15 protein-coding genes, 1 tRNA gene and 1 rRNA gene are annotated in these 17,602 nt (G+C 41.3%); 10 read left to right on the top strand and 7 right to left on the bottom strand.

Going from position 1 to position 17,602, the window contains the following annotated elements:
* Positions 1-153 precede the first annotated feature (153 nt).
* Positions 154-265, top strand: a 5S ribosomal RNA gene (gene rrf, locus DSL64_RS15325).
* Positions 266-1,235: 970 nt separating this feature from the next.
* Here the strand turns inward: rrf and DSL64_RS15320 are convergent.
* Positions 1,236-1,308: transfer RNA gene (locus DSL64_RS15320), tRNA-Met, on the bottom strand.
* A gap of 478 nt (positions 1,309-1,786) precedes the next feature.
* Between DSL64_RS15320 and era the strand changes: the two genes are divergently transcribed.
* From era to DSL64_RS15300, 4 genes are all read left to right on the top strand, one after another.
* Positions 1,787-2,710, top strand: coding sequence for a GTPase Era (gene era / locus DSL64_RS15315; RefSeq protein ID WP_115831791.1), 924 nt, complete (start codon positions 1,787-1,789; stop codon positions 2,708-2,710).
* 63 nt (positions 2,711-2,773) lie between these two features.
* On the top strand, positions 2,774-4,084 hold the full coding sequence (gene der / locus DSL64_RS15310; protein ID WP_115831790.1) for a ribosome biogenesis GTPase Der: 1,311 nt from the start codon (positions 2,774-2,776) through the stop codon (positions 4,082-4,084).
* 317 nt (positions 4,085-4,401) lie between these two features.
* Complete coding sequence (locus tag DSL64_RS15305) at positions 4,402-4,797, top strand: hypothetical protein (protein WP_115831789.1); 396 nt, start codon at positions 4,402-4,404, stop codon at positions 4,795-4,797.
* 99 nt (positions 4,798-4,896) lie between these two features.
* Entirely contained in the window at positions 4,897-6,021 is a 1,125-nt protein-coding gene (locus DSL64_RS15300; protein WP_115831788.1) for an alpha/beta hydrolase, read from the top strand.
* A gap of 8 nt (positions 6,022-6,029) precedes the next feature.
* Here the strand turns inward: DSL64_RS15300 and DSL64_RS15295 are convergent, their stop codons facing one another.
* The 3 genes from DSL64_RS15295 to uvrA all read right to left on the bottom strand — a co-directional run bounded on the left by DSL64_RS15295 (position 6,030) and on the right by uvrA (position 11,085).
* A complete protein-coding gene (locus DSL64_RS15295) occupies positions 6,030-7,151 on the bottom strand; it encodes an acyltransferase family protein (protein WP_158547929.1) in 1,122 nt (373 codons plus the stop codon).
* Between the two features lie 100 nt (positions 7,152-7,251).
* Entirely contained in the window at positions 7,252-8,088 is an 837-nt protein-coding gene (locus DSL64_RS15290; RefSeq protein ID WP_115831786.1) for a fumarylacetoacetate hydrolase family protein, read from the bottom strand.
* Between the two features lie 135 nt (positions 8,089-8,223).
* Positions 8,224-11,085, bottom strand: a complete 2,862-nt coding sequence (gene uvrA, locus DSL64_RS15285; RefSeq protein WP_115831785.1) for an excinuclease ABC subunit UvrA — start codon at positions 11,083-11,085, stop codon at positions 8,224-8,226.
* 270 nt (positions 11,086-11,355) lie between these two features.
* Here uvrA and DSL64_RS28970 point away from each other — a divergent pair, with 270 nt between their 5' ends.
* Positions 11,356-11,520: a hypothetical protein gene (locus DSL64_RS28970; protein WP_158547928.1), complete on the top strand. Its 165-nt coding sequence runs from the start codon at positions 11,356-11,358 to the stop codon at positions 11,518-11,520.
* Between the two features lie 113 nt (positions 11,521-11,633).
* Positions 11,634-11,954: a hypothetical protein gene (locus DSL64_RS15280; protein WP_115831784.1), complete on the top strand. Its 321-nt coding sequence runs from the start codon at positions 11,634-11,636 to the stop codon at positions 11,952-11,954.
* 14 nt (positions 11,955-11,968) lie between these two features.
* On the opposite strand, the gene DSL64_RS15275 is transcribed toward DSL64_RS15280, so the two are convergent.
* Both DSL64_RS15275 and DSL64_RS15270 read right to left on the bottom strand, forming a co-directional pair.
* On the bottom strand, positions 11,969-12,766 hold the full coding sequence (locus DSL64_RS15275) for a cysteine hydrolase family protein (RefSeq protein WP_115831783.1): 798 nt from the start codon (positions 12,764-12,766) through the stop codon (positions 11,969-11,971).
* Between the two features lie 28 nt (positions 12,767-12,794).
* A complete protein-coding gene (locus tag DSL64_RS15270) occupies positions 12,795-13,343 on the bottom strand; it encodes a hypothetical protein (protein WP_115831782.1) in 549 nt (182 codons plus the stop codon).
* Positions 13,344-13,633: 290 nt separating this feature from the next.
* On the opposite strand from DSL64_RS15270, the gene DSL64_RS15265 reads away from it, so the two are divergent.
* The 3 genes from DSL64_RS15265 to DSL64_RS15255 all read left to right on the top strand — a co-directional run bounded on the left by DSL64_RS15265 (position 13,634) and on the right by DSL64_RS15255 (position 16,683).
* Positions 13,634-14,611 carry a glycosyltransferase family 2 protein gene (locus DSL64_RS15265; protein WP_115831781.1) on the top strand — a complete coding sequence of 326 codons (978 nt, stop codon included), beginning with the start codon at positions 13,634-13,636 and terminating at the stop codon, positions 14,609-14,611.
* 10 nt (positions 14,612-14,621) lie between these two features.
* Positions 14,622-15,374 carry a DUF5672 family protein gene (locus DSL64_RS15260; protein WP_229217099.1) on the top strand — a complete coding sequence of 251 codons (753 nt, stop codon included), beginning with the start codon at positions 14,622-14,624 and terminating at the stop codon, positions 15,372-15,374.
* An 85-nt stretch (positions 15,375-15,459) separates the two neighbouring features.
* The gene (locus DSL64_RS15255) at positions 15,460-16,683 is read left to right on the top strand and encodes an OmpA family protein (RefSeq protein ID WP_115831797.1); all 1,224 of its coding nucleotides are present in this window, start codon (positions 15,460-15,462) and stop codon (positions 16,681-16,683) included.
* A 62-nt stretch (positions 16,684-16,745) separates the two neighbouring features.
* Here DSL64_RS15255 and tpiA read toward each other — a convergent pair whose 3' ends face one another.
* On the bottom strand, positions 16,746-17,507 hold the full coding sequence (gene tpiA / locus DSL64_RS15250; protein ID WP_115831780.1) for a triose-phosphate isomerase: 762 nt from the start codon (positions 17,505-17,507) through the stop codon (positions 16,746-16,748).
* Positions 17,508-17,602 lie beyond the last annotated feature (95 nt).

The raw sequence follows: 17,602 nt of genomic DNA, 5'->3' as shown, positions 1-17,602 counted from the left end.
TAAATCGAAGACTAGTACTCTTCATTATTAACTCATCATTCTTAACTCAAAGATCTTGTTGGTGACTATTGGTCCGGACGGTGCGACGATTCGCCGAGGCGCGCAGCCTTCACCTGTTCCCATCCCGAAGTCACAGAAACCAACGACGAACTTGTTGGTGACTATTGGTCCGGTGTTCACCTCTTCCCATCCCGAACAGAGAAGTTAAGCCCGGAACCGCCGATGATACTTGGATCAAACCTGGTAAAGTAGGTAGTCGCCACAATACTACAACAGAAAGCCTTGCAGAAATGTGAGGCTTTTTTTGCGTTTAAGGCATAGCCAGGTATGCTTATTGGATCGGTCTGGGGCGACACTCGCTTCACCTCTTCCCAGGCTACGCGCCCCAGAACAGAGAAGTTAATTGCGGCTGGAATCGCGGGACTAGACGAGCAATTGTACTACAACAGAGAAAAACTCTCTCTCTTCCGTTTTGAAAGCTGCGTGGGGATAAGGTAGCCATTAAATCATTCCCAAAGTAACGTTGCTGTTAGATTAATCAAGATCTATTCAGAAATAATAGATTGGAGTAAGCTGAGATTTTCCCCAAGCCTATTATTGAAACCTGAAAGTTTCTTAATTATCCCTGATTATATTTTAGAGGTTTACTTATTCAGCTGGATAGTCTACGGATTAATAATTACCAAAGGATAAATTTTCTATTTGAGTTATGCAGAAATAAGGTAAGCGGTATTCATATACATCTGGGGATTCTTATTTACGTATATAGATATAGTTAACATCAGATCTACTTTTAGCACTAAGCCTGATCTTTCTTTGTAATGGGAATCATCGTTTGTGGACACCGACTAGGTTGCGTCAAGCTGCTCTGCTTACGACTGATTTGATACGATTGATTTTCCGATCCTGATGGTATGACTGATCCAGGAGTTCAGGCATAGCATCAGATTATTTTGGTTAAGGCCTGAAATTATGCTTTACAGGTGTTGTTGGTTATGAAAGCAGACAATTTATCGCTGATAAATGTTTTGATTGGAAAGAGAAGAAGATTTACGCGTGAGATCCAGCCTTTTGGAAGCTACTTGCGAAAGCAGAATTTTAGGAGGGCAATTTTATAACTTTCGGACCTACTTGCTTCTGCCTACAAACTCTTCGGACTGATCCGAACTGACCTGAGTTAAAATTCGAAAGCTTTAAAATGAAAAAAGCCACTCGTTAAAGTGGCTTTTTCTTCGTAGCGGGAGCTGGACTCGAACCAGCGACCTTTGGGTTATGAGCCCAACGAGCTACCAACTGCTCCATCCCGCGGAGTTGCTGAATTGGACTGCAAACATACGACAATTTTTTTTATTAAGCCTGTTTCTGATAAAATTATTTAATTTTTTTTTGCTTTGATGTCTTTATAAAATTTGAGAAGTATAATAACATATTGAATATAAGTAACTTGTCCTATTTTATAGATTTTAGTTTTTTAATTATTAAATAAGAAATTTTAGCAATGAACGGAATTACTTACTACGATTTATAGTTCTCATTAGCACTTTGGTAACATCTGAAACCACATATTTTTCAGTTTACTACTAATAAAGCTGTATTTTTGTATCATTATCAGAAAGATAGACTTTTTAAAAGAGCATTTTTCCACTAGTCTGTTATCCATACAGCAGACTTTTGAAAACAATGTAAACCAATCATAGCTTTCATAGTAAGATTGGCCTGGCTGTAGCCGGGAAAGATTTCGTTGTCTGGCAATTGAAAATTTGTCAACGAATTGTAAACAACTATTATGAGTGAAATTCAAGAAAATACAACTCCTTTCCGTAATCACAGGGCTGGATTTGTCAGCATTATAGGTAAGCCGAATGTTGGTAAATCTACTTTGATGAATGTTCTGGTAGGTGAGAGGATGTCCATAATTACATCGAAGGCACAAACTACCCGTCACCGTATTATGGGAATTCTGAATGGGAAACATGAGGATATCCCATTTCAGCTGGTATATTCGGATACGCCTGGTGTGGTAAAACCTGCCTATAAGCTGCATGATTCTATGATGACCTTCGTAAAAGGTTCTTTGGAAGATGCAGATGTAGTTCTGTTTGTTACTGAAATTGGAGAAAGAGCGGCTAATCATGAAGTATTACCACTTTTGATCAGAACCGACGCTCCGGTTATTTTGGTAATCAACAAAATTGATCTTTCTTCTGACGAAGAAGTGAAAAGAAAGATGGAGGAATGGGATAAAGAAATTCAGCCAGCTGCAATCGTTCCTATTTCGGCCTTACATAGCGCGAACATTCAGACATTGTTTGACGCAGTTATCACACGACTTCCTTTCCATCCTCCGTATTTTGATGAAGACGAACTTACAGACAAACCGGAACGTTTTTTCGCATCTGAGATCGTGAGGGAAAAAATATTCCTGAATTATCGCCAGGAGATTCCTTACAGTACCGAGGTTGTAATTTCGGAGTTTAAAGAGCGTGATGATATGATTGTCATTCGGGCGGAGATATTGGTAGAGCGGAAAAGTCAGAAAGGAATCATTATAGGTGAGAAGGGCGAGATGCTTAAAAAAATAGGTACTCAGGCACGTGAGGATATGGAAGCTTTCTTTGGGAAAAAGGTTTTCCTGGAGCAATACGTAAAAGTTGAACCCGAATGGAGAAGCAATGAGAGAAAGCTTCGCCAGTTCGGATATGAAGAGTAAAATAAATACAGGAATGGAGGAAAAGACTATTTCTTTTCCGGATCAAATTTAATGGCTATATAAATGGCGAATATTATTTCGATTGTAGGTCGTCCCAATGTTGGAAAATCTACACTTTTTAACAGACTTACAGAAAGCAGAAAGGCGATCATGGATAACCAAAGCGGTGTAACCAGAGATCGTCATTATGGATATGGTGAATGGACGGATCAATACTTCACAGTGATTGATACAGGTGGTTATGTAGTAGGCTCTGAGGATATTTTTGAAGGAGCTATCAGAGATCAGGTAGAATTGGCGATTGAGGAGTCTACAGTCGTTCTTTTCATGGTTGACACGATGACCGGTTTGACCGACCTGGATAAGGATTTTGCCAATGTATTACGACGGTTTAACAAGCCTGTTTATCTCGTAGCTAACAAAGCAGAGACAACAGACAGATATCAGTCAGCTGCCGAATTTTATGAATTGGGACTGGGTGATGAAATATACGCAATATCAGCTCAGACTGGTTTTGGAACAGGTGATTTATTGGATGCAGTCATTACGCATTTTGAAACTGCCGGTATTGAAGATCCCGAAGCAGGAATACCCCGTATTGCGATTATGGGACGTCCTAACGTTGGCAAGTCATCGTTTCTGAATGTACTGACTGGTACAGACCGTAGTATCGTAACGAACATCGCGGGAACTACAAGGGATGCTATCCATACGCATTATAATGCTTTCGGAATGGAATTTATTCTGACTGACACAGCGGGATTGCGCAGAAAATCGAGAGTGAACGAAGATGTTGAATATTATTCCACATTACGTTCTATCAAAGCCATGGAAGAGTCGGATGTATGTATTGTATTATTGGATGCAACATTAGGACTGGAAGGACAGGATTTGACGATTATCGGACTTGCAGATAAAGCGAAAAAAGGTATCGTAATCATGGTGAATAAGTGGGATTTGATAGAAAAGGATAGCAAGACGGCAGACACCTTTAAGAAGCAACTGCTGGAGAGATTAGCTCCTATGAACTATATGCCAATCATCTTCGCTTCGGTTGTTGAGAAACAGCGGATACACCAGGTGATGGAAAAGGCAATGGAAGTATATAAGAATAAGACCAAGAAAATTTCTACTTCGAAATTGAATGATATTATGCAGAAGGAGATTGAAAAATATCCTCCTCCGGCTGATCGCGGTAAGTATATCAATATCAAGTATATGATACAGCTGCCTACTCCTTCGCCAACGTTCGTGTTTTTTAGTAGTAATCCTAAGAATGTGAAGGATCCCTATTTAAGATATCTGGAAAACAGGATGCGGGAAAACTTCGATTTTTCGGGTGTACCGATTACAATCTTCTTCAGGGAGAAATAAAATAGAAAATTTTTAGTGCATGCACTGGTTGTTTTTCAGCCAGTGCTTTTTTGTTTGGTCATGATTTTAGTCCTGTTCATCCGCCGATATGGAGCTTTTGGTATAAATTATTTTTTTGATGCAACCTAAGCCACTAATTTTCCATCTGTTAAGCAAATCGTAATACAGGCAGGTATTTTAAGAAAAAACATAAATTTTGTTAAAAACAAGGTACTATGTATTGCAAGATACCAGATAAAACATATATATTTGTATTGTTAATTAGTTACATCGACTTCGAATAGGGAAATTTTCTAAAAGACATAAAAAAACCAGCCATGAGAACCATCAAACTCTTCACACTCTTAATTTTGTTCAGTCTGCAGGCTGGAGCCACAGGATTTTCACACAATATGTTTGTAGCACATAAAAAACTACAGGCAGGGAAAGAGAAAAACATTGTTTGTGATCAGGTACAAGCCAGCAAGCCGGAAAAGGCTGTGGTGCATACAAAAGCGGCTGTTAAAGCAAAGAAAGAAGTATCGTTTACTCAGCAGATAGGAAATAAACTGTCAGGTATGGTAACGCTGAACCAAAGAGTGGTTGAGCAGGGACCTTCTGCATTGTTCGCATCTGATGAAGAGGAAGAAACACAAAGCTCTATTGTTTCGAAACTCATAGGGCTGGTTAAAGGAGCAGTATTTTCCTTCCTCAGCTCTATCTCTTTTAACTAAGGCTGGTTATCCCATATTTTCATAATAACTTTAAAGCAGAACTCAGGTTCTGCTTTTTGCGTATATAATGCCTGAGTGATTTTAAGGTGTGAGTGTTTGATGAAAAAAATAAATTTATTTATCCGGATACTTTTTCTGTACATCTCTGTGTATGGAATATGCTGTAAACCAGGGGTTCGCCCGAAGGTAACAGAAATTATCACGGAGGATTCTACCATTGTCAATCCTTTTCCTGATACTAATTATGTGAGAAGGGATACTACTACTATCAGAAATTCTGACTCATCCCTTTTTGCTTCAGATAGATTTGGAGAGAAGAACATTTTTACCCGATCTGAGCTGGAATCGGAAGAAGGAACCTACTGGACGGCGAATGATTTCATAGGAAGGGCTATTCATTTAAAGTATACTTTCAGAGCTCCCGCCAACGATACAATGAAATACCGGCCTTTGATCGTGCTTCTTCATTCTGGTGCATTTATTTACGGAGAAAGGCAGAATGAAGATGAGAAAGCAATACTGCTAAGCCAGAAAGGCTATGCGACAGCTACGATAGATTACAGGCTGGGATTTAACGGAGGAGCAGAAAACAATCCATGTGGCGGAAATAATATGGAGGTATACCAAGCTCTTTACCGAAGTACGCAGGATGTAAATGTAGCATTACATTACTTCATGGATCAGGCAGAAAGGTTGGGAATCGATTCGAGAAATGTAATCCTTAGCGGAACCAGTGCCGGCGGAATGGCGATAACGGCCCGGCAGTATATGACCGAGGCAGATTTTAACAAACTAAGATCAGGAATCGTGAATATATTGGGGAAACAGGATCCATTTGAAGAGCGTAGTCCGTTCAGGATTAAAGCGATCCTGACCAACTTAGGTCACGCCATAGTTCAAAGCAGCTATATTACACCAGCTAATGCGAAACCAGGGCTTTTCTTCCAACGTACGGGTGACAATATTCTTGCTTATGAGCGGGGACGGCTATATTCCTGTCCGGAATATTTTTACACTGAGGGAGCCAAAAATATGTCTGACAAGCTGAGACAGCTTAGGGTACCGTTCGAAGTCAACTATGAACCATTAGATGGGCATCAGCTTAACTATTCCGATGAATATATGACCAATAACTACGCCAAATTTGTAAAACGCCTATGGGGAGGCGATAGAAGGCAAATTGTGAACGAAAATTATACAACAAAAGAAAACGTGAAGTTGTAATGGCTTTTCTACAGAACCTTACGCTTTGATGGTTGTATCAAATCCCTCAGAAAGCGCGATAATCGCAGCTCCAGATACCTATAGGAAAGAGCCGATAAAAGGATTGTCATAGCCATTGTTAATAAAAACATAGCCGTTCCCTGGCTATACAACGGATAACCTAATTTCCGGAATACCTCTTCAAGAAAAACCCTTACAGGAAGGTGAAGCAAATAAATTGAAAAAGACATGTCGCCAATTGCTTCCAGCCACTTGGGAAATTGACTATTTCTTGCATCAGTATAATAGATAAATGCAATGAAAAGGCTAGCCATACTTAATCCCCATTTCAATGGTCCAAGTCCTCCGAAAAAACCTGAAAGATATTGCCACACCGAAAGAATGACAATGGTACTCACAATATATTTGGATGAAAAAACCTTTGTGAGTTTGCTGTAAGTTGTGTCATGGGTGAAACTTAGTCCGATCAGGATGCCGTATACAAAATTCCAGATTACAGGATTAGTCATCATATTGAGATAACCGTTTCCGTAGTTATACGTTTTGTTTGGATCAAGCGTAAAATGGCCCGTAGATACCGGAATAATTACCAGGGTAACCAGTATCAGAAGAAAGAATACAGTCCACTTGTACTTCTTGAAAAACAATGACAGACCTACCAGGAAGTAAAAGTATATCTCGTAATTTAAGCTCCAGCCTACAGGTAAAGTCGAGTAGCCGAAGTAAGGGGGATCGTCATTGGTAAGAGGAATAAACAAAAGACTTTTTATAATATTGGTACTTTCCCAGCCAATGTGGAATCTGAATACTATAAAGGCAAAGGCAAGTGTAATAACTGCGTACGCTGGCCAGACTCTAATAAACCGGTGAAAAAAGAAAAGTCCGATATCCCTGAGGGAATACTTTCGGTTATCGGTTATATATACCATGATAAAACCACTGATTACAAAAAACAGACTGACACCGGCAGGCCCATTATTGAACAAAAAGCTCAGAACTGCTTTGAAAGGTTCTTCCGGATTGGTGAGTTCTTTTACATGGTAAATGGCAACAACAATTGCCGCAACACCCCTGAGAATCTGTATACTCTGGATTTTGGAGGATCTGGATAGTGGTTTTTCAGATTGCATTAAACGTATGTGTGCTTGACATTCAGTCATCTAATAACGGCATAAAAAATGTGGTGAGCAAAACGCCCACCACATCTGTAATTTTGAAATACGGATCTTATCAACCAACAGTATTTGTGAGTGTACCGATAGGCTCAATGCTGATATGGATCACATCACCTTTTTGCAATGTAAATTCGGATGGCGGTATAATACCGGTTCCTGTCATGAGATAGGCTCCCGTTGGAAAATCCATTTCTCTGTACAGATACCCAAGGAGTTCATCAGGAGTTCGTTTCATTTGTGAAAGAGTAACTTCTCCATTGAAAACTTCCAGACCTTCCCGTACAATGGCAATATCTATCACTGTATCCCCGGGAAGTGGTTCTTCCGGTATATAAAGGCATGGACCAAGCGCGGCGCTTCCAGTGTAAGACTTAGCCTGTGGTAAGTAAAGAGGATTTTCACCTTCGATACTGCGGGAGCTCATGTCATTTCCGATCGTGTAACCTACGAGCGTTCCTGATGAAGTAGCAAACAGTGTAAGTTCGGGCTCGGGTACATCCCATTGCGAGTCCTTGCGAATGCGTACATTTCCATGATTACCAACTACACGCCATGCCGCAGATTTGAAAAATAACTCCGGGCGCTCAGCATCGTATACCCGGTCATAAAAACTTCCTCCTCCGGCTTTTTCAGATTCTTCCATACGTGCCGTTCTGCTCCGGAAATAGGTTACGCCTGATGCCCACACTTCCTGTGAACCGATAGGTGCCAGGATGGTAGGAAATGCCTGATCTTCTGAAAATGTAACGGGGAGAAGACTTTCTATCTGTAGTTCAAGCCATTCATACAAATCATCGCGGTTTACCGCTTCGTCCCAGTCTGTTTGATGCAGACGATAGAAAACGTCGCCTTTTTCTAATATGATACCATGCTCGGTTTTGAATAATTTCATAGAAAATGAGGTTTATTACGGTTGCCAGTGAAGCTTTCTGTTTTGTCAGATAAGTCTGAAAATATCGTGCTATACTTATGGAATACACGCTATTCCATAAGTAAGACTATCTCATCGCCGGCAAAAGCTATATACCTACAATTTTTCTTTTAAGAAATCAGCTGTGTAATTACCTTCCAGCTTGGCCATCTCTTCAGGCGTTCCTGAAAAAGTCAGATAGCCACCAGCTTCTCCACCCTCGGGGCCCAGATCAAGAATCCAGTCAGCACATTTGATAACTTCCATGTTGTGCTCAATGATGATCACGCTGTCGCCCTGGTCTACCAGTGCATTAATCGCCTTAAGTAGTTTTTTGATATCATGAAAGTGCAGACCTGTAGTCGGTTCATCGAAAATAAAGAGTGTTTTTCCCTTGTTAGCGGAGCCTTTCCCCAGAAAAGAAGCGAGTTTCACCCTTTGTGCTTCTCCGCCAGATAAAGTATTGGACGATTGTCCCAGCCCTACATAACCCAAACCTACCTCCTGAAGAGGAAGAAGTTTATCCGCCAGTTTTGGTTCTGAATCACGGAAAAAGGCAATGGCCTCGTCCACGGTCATGTCCAGAATTTCAGATACGTCTTTCCCTTTGTACTGAACTTCCTGAATTTCCTGTTTGAAACGCTTTCCATTACATCCTTCACAGGTGAGATATATGTCTGCCATAAATTGCATTTCTACCTTCACCTGCCCCTCTCCCTGACAAATTTCGCATCGACCGCCATCGACATTGAAGGAAAAATGGGAAGGTTTGTAGCCTCGGGATTTTGAAAGAGGCAGTTCGGACATCATCTGTCTGATATGATCGTAAGCTTTGATATAAGTTACCGGATTCGATCTTGAAGATTTTCCAATCGGATTCTGATCGATCATCTCAATGGCAAGAATACGATCTGTACTTCCGGAGAGCTCATCAAAACGTCCCACATCCTCGCTAAACTCACCTTTCAGGCGCATGAGGGCCGGATAGAGAATTTTCCTGATCAGTGTTGATTTTCCGGAACCGCTCACACCTGTCACCACTGTAAGCGTATTTAGCGGAATCCTTGCATCAACATCTTTCAAATTATTTTCTCGTGCCCCTTTGATATCCAGAAAATGAAGTGCCTTTCTGCGAACAGTCGGTACAGGAATGATATCTTCTCCCAGTAAAAAATGAAGTGTATGGGACGGTGTTTCCTGGTCTTTAGCAGAAAAAGAATCGTTTTTAAGATTACGAATATCATCCCAGTTGCCCTGGAACACCACATGACCTCCACCAGTCCCGGCTTCGGGACCAATATCAATGATCTGATCTGCAGCATGCATGACCTCTTCCTCATGCTCTACAACAATGACTGTATTTCCCAAATCTCTGAGCGACTCCAAAACGCCTACCAGTCTTTGTGTATCGCGCGGATGCAGACCGATACTTGGTTCGTCGAGGATGTACATAGATCCGACAAGTGCGCTTCCAAGTGACGTCGCCAATTTAATACGTTGGAATTCTCCACCGGATAGCGTACTTGTAAGTCTGTTGAGTGTCAGATAACCCAGCCCCACTCTGTTCATATAATCCAGACGGGTTTCAATTTCAGTAAGAATGCGTCGTGCAATAACTCTGTCGTGCTCGCTGATATCCAATGCTCCAAAAAATTGAAGTACATCCTGAATAGGCATCAGTACAAGATCGGTGATGGAAGCCCCACCTATTTTAACAAAAGAGGCATCCTTCCGAAGGCGAGAACCGCGGCAGTCGGGGCAGGTGGTACGTCCTCTGAAACGGGACAGCATGACCCTGTATTGAATTTTATGGGTTTGAGATTCCAGCTCATGAATGAAGCTGTTGATACCCTCAAAATATTGGTTACCATTCCAGAGCAGTTCTTTCTGTTCTTTGGAAAGATCTTTAAAAGGACGGTGTATCGGAAAGTCAAATTTGGAAGCGTTCCGGATCAGTGGAACCTGCCATTCACTCATTTTTTCAGTACGCCATGGGGCAATTGCACCATCGTATACCGACAGGTTTTTATCAGGAATCACCAAATCGGGATCAATTCCGAGAATTTTCCCAAAACCTTCGCAGCGCTTACAAGCGCCATAAGGATTATTAAAACTGAACAAATTGACTGTAGGCTCTTCGAAAGTAATACCATCCAGCTCGAATTTGTCAGAAAATGTTCTTGTTTCGCCATTTACAACCTGCACAATACAAACACCTTCTCCTTCAAAAAAGGAAGTTTGTACCGAATCAGAAAGTCTGTACTGCGTATCCTCATCTTCATGTTTTACAGCTGCACGGTCTATAACAATAAAGATCTGATTTCCCGCCTGACTGTACGATTCATCATGCTCAATAACGTCTTCAATATTAGCTACTTCCTCATTGATCATGATACGGTTATAGCCTTTTGACAAAAGAATAGATAATTCTTCTTTTTGGGTACGACCTTCACGAATCAGAAGCGGAGCCAGTATGAGGACACGTTGCCCTTCCTCATGGGACAGTATAAAATTAACAACGTCTGTAACGGAATCTTTACGGACCAGTTCGCCGGATACAGGTGAATAGGTATGGCCAATACGTGCAAAAAGAAGTTTCAGATAGTCATAGATTTCCGTTGAAGTACCTACAGTAGAGCGCGGGTTGCGTGTGTTTACTTTCTGCTCAATTGCGATGGCAGGAGAAATACCTTTGATATATTCTACCTCGGGTTTTTCCATACGTCCCAAAAATTGGCGCGCATAGCTGCTCAAACTCTCCACGTACATTCTTTGCCCTTCAGCAAAAAGTGTATCGAAAGCAAGAGAAGACTTGCCCGAACCTGAAAGACCGGTAATTACTACCAGCTTGTTTCTGGGAATTGCAACATCAACACTTTTAAGATTATTTACCCTGGCTCCTTTGATAAGAATGTATTGTCTTGGGTCAAGGTCATCAAACTGAGCAGCTTCAATCCGCGGCACTGGTAATTGGATCATAAAAATCTATTATAAGCGGGTGGTGTTAATATATAGTCCCGACCAAAGTTTAAACCTAAAATTCGTGTTTTTAGTTTTGCTTTGCAAACCGGCTTCTTTTGAGAGTTATACGTAAAGATCTCTGTTAGTAAATCTATTTTTACATAAGTAAATTGCACTTACAAAGGTGCTTATACTTTCAAATAGTCAAATTTGCCAGTCGCAAAGCCAGGTTAATTTTGATTAAAATTTAATACCAGCAAAAAAAGGATTTACTCAACCTTCTCTGTCATGAAAAGATTTCTTCCCATTTTTAGCATGATCTTACTGATTCCTGTGTGTTGTTCGGCTCAGTGGGAAAAACAGGTAGGGCTTAATGTAATTCCGTTGGTTGCCAAATCTGTGGAGGTAGCATCAGAATTTACCACACATCCCGGTTATGGACTAACATTATAGGAATTGTCACAACAGACGTAGATGATGGTGTTCGGGAAAGGAGTACTTCCGGGTTTTTCGCAAAAGCCGGAGGCAGGGTATATCCGTTTTCTCTGGGTGGTCGCCACAGACATATGAATTTTTTTACAGGAATGTCCCTGGTTTTATCTCAATACAACCAAACCGCTCTTAAAAGAGAATTAACGAATGACTTTATGCTCAGGCCTCTGGAGCCTGTTCGTTCAGATGGCGTGGTGCTTTTTCCTGCGTTATCGTTCGGATTCAGTCATCGTTTGTCACAGTATTTGATTTTGGACTGGGGAGTTCAAAAAGCATTTGTAAACAGAAAGGACGACTACATAGGACGAAAGGGAAAGAACTATCAGCCAGGAGCTGGCGGAGGTGAGTCCTTCGATTATTTACAGGGAAAGCTTGTTTTAAAATACAAATTTTAAATACAGTCTTACTTTTATATTCCCGTACGAATCACCTCCACAGAAGTTTTAAATGACATGCCTTTCTGTGCCGCATTTTCAAAAATCGGATCTGCCAGGTGACCCCAGTTTGTGACATCCGATATACAGTCTGTTAGCACTGTTACTTTTGAAACCAGAGCCGGAGCGAGGTCTACAATTTGCCGGATACTGGTCGCCACACAATGCGAGCGGGCTTCTCCCGCGACAAGAACATGATCGAAATTTTCCAGCTCAGATAAAAAAGAGGTATTCACCTGTGTTTCCGGCGCAGCTTCTATAGGAACCTGTGCTTTAAAAACACCAAAATGTTCGGTAAGCGGATTGATGCCTTTGGATATAGCAGTATAATCTCTTCTTGTGCGATGCGTCCAGGCAAGCAATGCATCCAGAATTGTATCATCCAAAGCGGCGCCTTTCGATCCGATCAGGCAATGTTCAGGCCATATAAAGTGCTGGAATTCGCCTTCTTTTTCCAGTGTTTTAAGATAAGCAAGAACGTATTCCTTGTCATAACGCGGAATCCAGCGGCCTTCTTCCACCGCTTTGCCGGAAATGAGTGTAAACGGAGCGATTGTATTTCCATTCTGATCTTCCCAAAAGAGCGGATGTGCAATGTCAATCGCATGATGCGTGTCCAGCGTAACGAAAATAGCATCCAGTTTTTCCCCCTCAATGGCGATCAGCCGTGCTATATTTTCAACATCTTTCTCAGCTCCGGGAACAAACAAAGCTCCTTCGGGATTACAGAAGTCATACTGCGCATCAATGATTAATAGTGCTGTTCCGGTCATTGTATAGGTTTTAGCTGTCTAATTTTATTTATTCCCAGGTTTCAGGAATTTCCATCTGACGTGCATACATTTTGGAGCATAGCTGGTGTATATAACCCAGCATTTTATTGGTGTCCTTCATGTAGTCGAATTTATAATCTTCGTCCAGTTTATTTAGTCCGTTGAGGATCGTTTGTGCTTTTTTTGCCAGATACAGTGCACAAGTATCTGCCTTTGAAGAATAGGTTTTCAGAACACTCTGATAAGATTCTAAAAAAGTATTCATTAAAAACAGATTCAGTTCTATAGCGCCAACTTTATCCTTTGTTACCTTGACATGGTAACTGATTTCTCCGCTCAGCTCCCGCATATCCATCAATACCCAGCCGGGGGTATTCTGATTAAATTTTGAAGTCCTGGTAATCCGGTTGGTTATTTCTTCTCTTCGCTCAGGTATGGTCGCCGAATTCTCCAACAATTCAAAATGAAGCCGGTCTGTAAGTGTTTTATCCTTGGTAATAAGCCGGATCAACAGTTTGTCTTTCTCTTTAGCAGGCATTTGAATAATTGCCTTTTTAAGCTGATCGGGTAAAGCCATAATCAGGTAAATGGGTTTGTTTCAGAAGATGCTGGTACAGCATATTGTTTCAGGTAAAAGTATTCAGTTATCCTGATAAATCCTTCGTGATTGGCTAATCAGGTGTATTGTTTGTGGTGGATCTTTCATAAAAATTGTGCTTGGTTTATATTTTTCGGCACAAATCGTCGTATGTATACCGTGGAAGTTGTGGAACCAGTTAATAAAAGGATGCTCAATATTTGTGCAATCGCCCTCTCACCTGTTAACTTGCACGTGTTTTTGGCAAATTAAAATTCTATATACACATTATGATTTCAGTGGCTATGTGCACTTACAACGGGGCAAAATACTTACCCCAGCAGTTGGAGAGCATTGCTAATCAGACGGTTCCTGTGGATGAGCTGGTTGTATGTGACGATGGGTCGACAGATAATACCATTGAAGTGATAAAGTCTTTCGCGGCTTCCTGCTCATTTTCTGTAGCTATTCATTCGAATATTCAAAACCTGGGATCTACCAAAAACTTTGAGAAATGTCTTAATCTTTGTCAGGGAGAGATTATTTTTCTTTGCGATCAGGACGATAAATGGCGGGAGGATAAGGTAGAAAAGCAATTGGCTTATTTGAACGCACATCCCGAGAAAGACGCTGTTTTCTCTGATGCAATGATGATTGATAACGATTCAAAACCTGTGGGACGTACCATATGGGAGGAAATTGAGTTCAATGCTGCTATGCAAAAGAAGTGGCTGGGCGGCAAAGCACATGAAATTCTTTTCAATGGTTTTGTGGTCACAGGCGCGACACTGGCTGTCAGAAAGTCCTGTCTGGCGCGCTTGATGCCATTCCCGACACATGTTGAAGATCTGATTCATGACGCATGGATGGCCATGGTGCTGAGCCTGGAAGATAAAATCGGATTCATAGCAGAAAACCTCATTTCTTATCGCAGACATGAAAGTCAGCAGGTAGGTTTTGGGAGCAAAACGGAATATGTCCGTATCAACGACCGTTTCAGCCGTCCAAGAGAGGAAAAATTAATTCCGATCAAAGAAAAAGCAGATAAACTTCACGGCATGTATCTTTTACTGAGGGAATTGCCTTTTGTCCCAAGGGAAAAGCTCATCAAATTGTACCTGGCTCAGAATCACTTCTATAGACGGGCATCACTACCGGAAAATCGCTTACTGAGAATTTCACCCATTTTTCAACATGTGGTAAAAGGGTATTATACATTCAGCAGTAAAGATTGGTGGTTACCTGCCGTTGGTGATCTTTTGGAATAATTACAAAAAAGTGAAAAATCAGTCAGGCATCCCTTCTGTTGCAATTGTTATCCCGGTCTATCAGTCAAGCCTTTCTGAGGCAGAAAGATTGTCTTTGCGCCAATGTATGCAGGTACTCGGGAAATATCCCGTTAAAATTGTCAAGCCTGAAAGTCTTGATCTATCTTGCATCACAAAAGAATATCCTTCGATCACATTTGTACCGTTTCCGGACGCTTACTTCAAGGGTGTGGATTCGTACAACAGGCTTATGATATCGCCTGATTTTTACAAAACGTTTCTGGAATTCGAATATATACTGCTTTATCAGCTGGATGCTTTTGTATTCACTGACCAACTTCCTGCCTGGTGCTTCAAAGGTTATGACTACATCGGCGCGCCATCGTTGCATCAGGAAGAATATGATTCTTTACAGGCTTCCGAAAAGCAAGTTTATGCTAATGCCCTGTCCAGCAACCGCTTTGTACTGAATGGAGGTCTGTCGCTCCGGAAAACGAAAGCCTTCGTACGTTATCTCAAAATATATAATACCTTCTATCCGGCTTGGGTTGGAAATGAAGATATGCTCTTTTCTCAGGAAGCTACCCGGCTTATTCCCATGAAGTTATTTCTTCGTTTACCAGGATGGAGGGAAGCTTTGTTATTTGCATTTGAGAAGAGTCCGGCTGCTACTTTCGAGCTTATAGGGCATAAGCTACCATTTGCCTGCCATGCCTGGGAACGTTACGATCCTGAGTTTTGGTCAAAATTCATTCATGAATAACCGTTCTCGGAGGTTTAACGTTTTTTAACAAACTATACCGCCGGGAAGTACGTTCTTGCAGATATTTCATAAAAAAGATATCATCATGAATGTTAAGTCGCTATTGGTAACCCTTTTTACCATTGGCCTTTCTCTAAGCAAAAGTTTTGGCCAGGTTACAGAAAATCCTAAAGTAGAGGAGCAGTCTGCAGAATATGTTACTATTCAGAAAGTAGAATTGACAGACAAATACACAGTTATTTATCTGCAGTTTAAGGAGAAGGGCGCTCCGGGTGGTTTGCGGTTGCCCGATGACTTTTCGGGAGATATCATACCGCGGAATATGCCTCGCCAAAATAATTCAACAATCTGGCTGGACCCTGAAACCAGATTATATAAGCCGGGAGAAGTAAACGTCAAATTTAAACTGATCAAAGCTGAAAATATTCCAACAGAAAGCACGAAGAAGGTTAAAACAGGAGAACGGGTAGATTTCATTGCTTATTTCGAAAGACTGCCTCCCGGTATTGAAATCTTTGATTTTTATGAGGGTAGGGCTGAAAGAGGACAGCAGACATGGAATTTTTATGGTGTTCATATCGCCAATCCATTGAAAAAGAATGTAGCCTCAGCAAAATCTAAGGCTGTTGCTCCCAAACCGGCAAAGCCTGCTGAAATTGCCAAAAAAACAGCTGAGAAAAAACCAACAGAACCTGAAGAGGTATTTGGAGTAATCAGAGGAACTATATTCAGCAATAAAACAAAAGAGCCTATTGCCGCCGTGATCAGCTACCAGGAAGAGGGAGATTCGCTACAGGTTAAATCTTCGTCAGGCAACTATCGCATAGGCATCAGCGGTAAACAGAGATATAATTTCAGAGTGAGTGCGCCGGGCTACTATGGAACGAATTTGGAAGTATCCGCAATAGATTCTTCGGGTAAGCTGAATTTTTCTAAGGATTTATACCTGATTCCTTTGGCAGTTGGAGAGGCAATTACGCTATCCAATATATACTTTGCCACCTCAGAATTCAAGCTGCTTCCTGAATCTTCCGGAGAGCTTAATCAGATAGTTCAGATGATGAAGGATAATCCGCAGGTAGGGATCAGAATTGAAGGACATACCGACAATGTAGGTGATCCTGACAAAAACATTGAGCTATCCAGAAAAAGGGCAGAATCGGTAAGAGAGTATCTTATACAAAACGGAATTGCAGAAACCCGGATTGAAGCAAAGGGGCTGGGGGCTATCAAATTGCTCACCAAATCGTCAGACGAACAGGAGCGCCGTAAGAACAGAAGGGTAGAAATGGTAATTACTGAGCAGTAGGTATCGTATAGTTAGTAAAAGAAAGCCCGGTCAGGTGTTACATCTGGCCGGGCTTTTGCTATTTATCTTGCTTTGATAATCTCAGTGAACTCACGTGATTTCAGAGAAGCACCTCCTACCAAGCCTCCGTCGATATCAGGAGAAGCGAACAATTCAGGAGCACTTGCTGCCGTAACACTTCCACCGTAAAGAATAGAAATTTCTTCAGCCACAGCAGCACCATATTTATCAGCAAGGTGCGCGCGAAGTGCAGCATGCATATCTTGTGCCTGCTCAGCTGTAGCAGTTAAGCCTGTTCCGATTGCCCAGATTGGCTCATAAGCGATTACAACAGAAAGAATTTGCTCTGTAGAAAGGTGGAATAGACTTTCAGTTAGCTGGTTTTTCACGAAACCAATGAAATCTTCATTTTGTCTCTGATCAAGAGATTCTCCGCAGCAGAAAATAGGGGATACTCCGTTTGCAAGAGCAGTATTTACTTTTTCAGCCAGCAAAGCATTGGTTTCATTGAAGTATTGGCGACGCTCGCTATGTCCGATAAGTACATATTCCACACCAATAGACTGAAGCATTGCCGCAGAAATTTCCCCTGTAAATGCACCAGAAACTTTATCTGAGCAGTTTTGAGCAGCCAGAGAGAAGTTTGGTGAGTTCTCTATGTATTTTTTGATGGTAGTCAGATAAATGGCTGGTGGGCACAGAATAACTTTTGCATCACCTTTCACTTCGTCATTAGCCATATTTACAAGCTCAGAAGTAAGCGCAACCGCTTCATCTGCAAGCTTATTCATCTTCCAGTTACCAGCAACAATTTTTTTTCGCATGAGTTAAATTTATTATGGGAAACCATCATTTTACGAAACAAAATTACCATAATTTCCTTACTAACCTTACAATATATATGCCCATAAATTAATTT

The organism is Dyadobacter luteus (assembly GCF_003383615.1).
Lineage (GTDB): Bacteria > Bacteroidota > Bacteroidia > Cytophagales > Spirosomataceae > Dyadobacter > Dyadobacter luteus.
This window is presented reverse-complemented; position numbering and strand designations above follow the sequence as displayed.

Excerpts from the sequence above, each read along its gene's own strand:
- era (WP_115831791.1), top strand. The coding sequence starts at position 1,787 with ATGAGTGAAATTCAAGAAAATACAACTCCTTTCCGTAATCACAGGGCT.
- der (WP_115831790.1), top strand. The coding sequence starts at position 2,774 with ATGGCGAATATTATTTCGATTGTAGGTCGTCCCAATGTTGGAAAATCT.
- DSL64_RS15305 (WP_115831789.1), top strand. The coding sequence starts at position 4,402 with ATGAGAACCATCAAACTCTTCACACTCTTAATTTTGTTCAGTCTGCAG.
- DSL64_RS15300 (WP_115831788.1), top strand. The coding sequence starts at position 4,897 with ATGAAAAAAATAAATTTATTTATCCGGATACTTTTTCTGTACATCTCT.
- DSL64_RS15295 (WP_158547929.1), bottom strand. The coding sequence starts at position 7,151 with ATGCAATCTGAAAAACCACTATCCAGATCCTCCAAAATCCAGAGTATA.
- DSL64_RS15290 (WP_115831786.1), bottom strand. The coding sequence starts at position 8,088 with ATGAAATTATTCAAAACCGAGCATGGTATCATATTAGAAAAAGGCGAC.
- uvrA (WP_115831785.1), bottom strand. The coding sequence starts at position 11,085 with ATGATCCAATTACCAGTGCCGCGGATTGAAGCTGCTCAGTTTGATGAC.
- DSL64_RS28970 (WP_158547928.1), top strand. The coding sequence starts at position 11,356 with ATGAAAAGATTTCTTCCCATTTTTAGCATGATCTTACTGATTCCTGTG.
- DSL64_RS15280 (WP_115831784.1), top strand. The coding sequence starts at position 11,634 with ATGAATTTTTTTACAGGAATGTCCCTGGTTTTATCTCAATACAACCAA.
- DSL64_RS15275 (WP_115831783.1), bottom strand. The coding sequence starts at position 12,766 with ATGACCGGAACAGCACTATTAATCATTGATGCGCAGTATGACTTCTGT.
- DSL64_RS15270 (WP_115831782.1), bottom strand. The coding sequence starts at position 13,343 with ATGGCTTTACCCGATCAGCTTAAAAAGGCAATTATTCAAATGCCTGCT.
- DSL64_RS15265 (WP_115831781.1), top strand. The coding sequence starts at position 13,634 with ATGATTTCAGTGGCTATGTGCACTTACAACGGGGCAAAATACTTACCC.
- DSL64_RS15255 (WP_115831797.1), top strand. The coding sequence starts at position 15,460 with ATGAATGTTAAGTCGCTATTGGTAACCCTTTTTACCATTGGCCTTTCT.
- tpiA (WP_115831780.1), bottom strand. The coding sequence starts at position 17,507 with ATGCGAAAAAAAATTGTTGCTGGTAACTGGAAGATGAATAAGCTTGCA.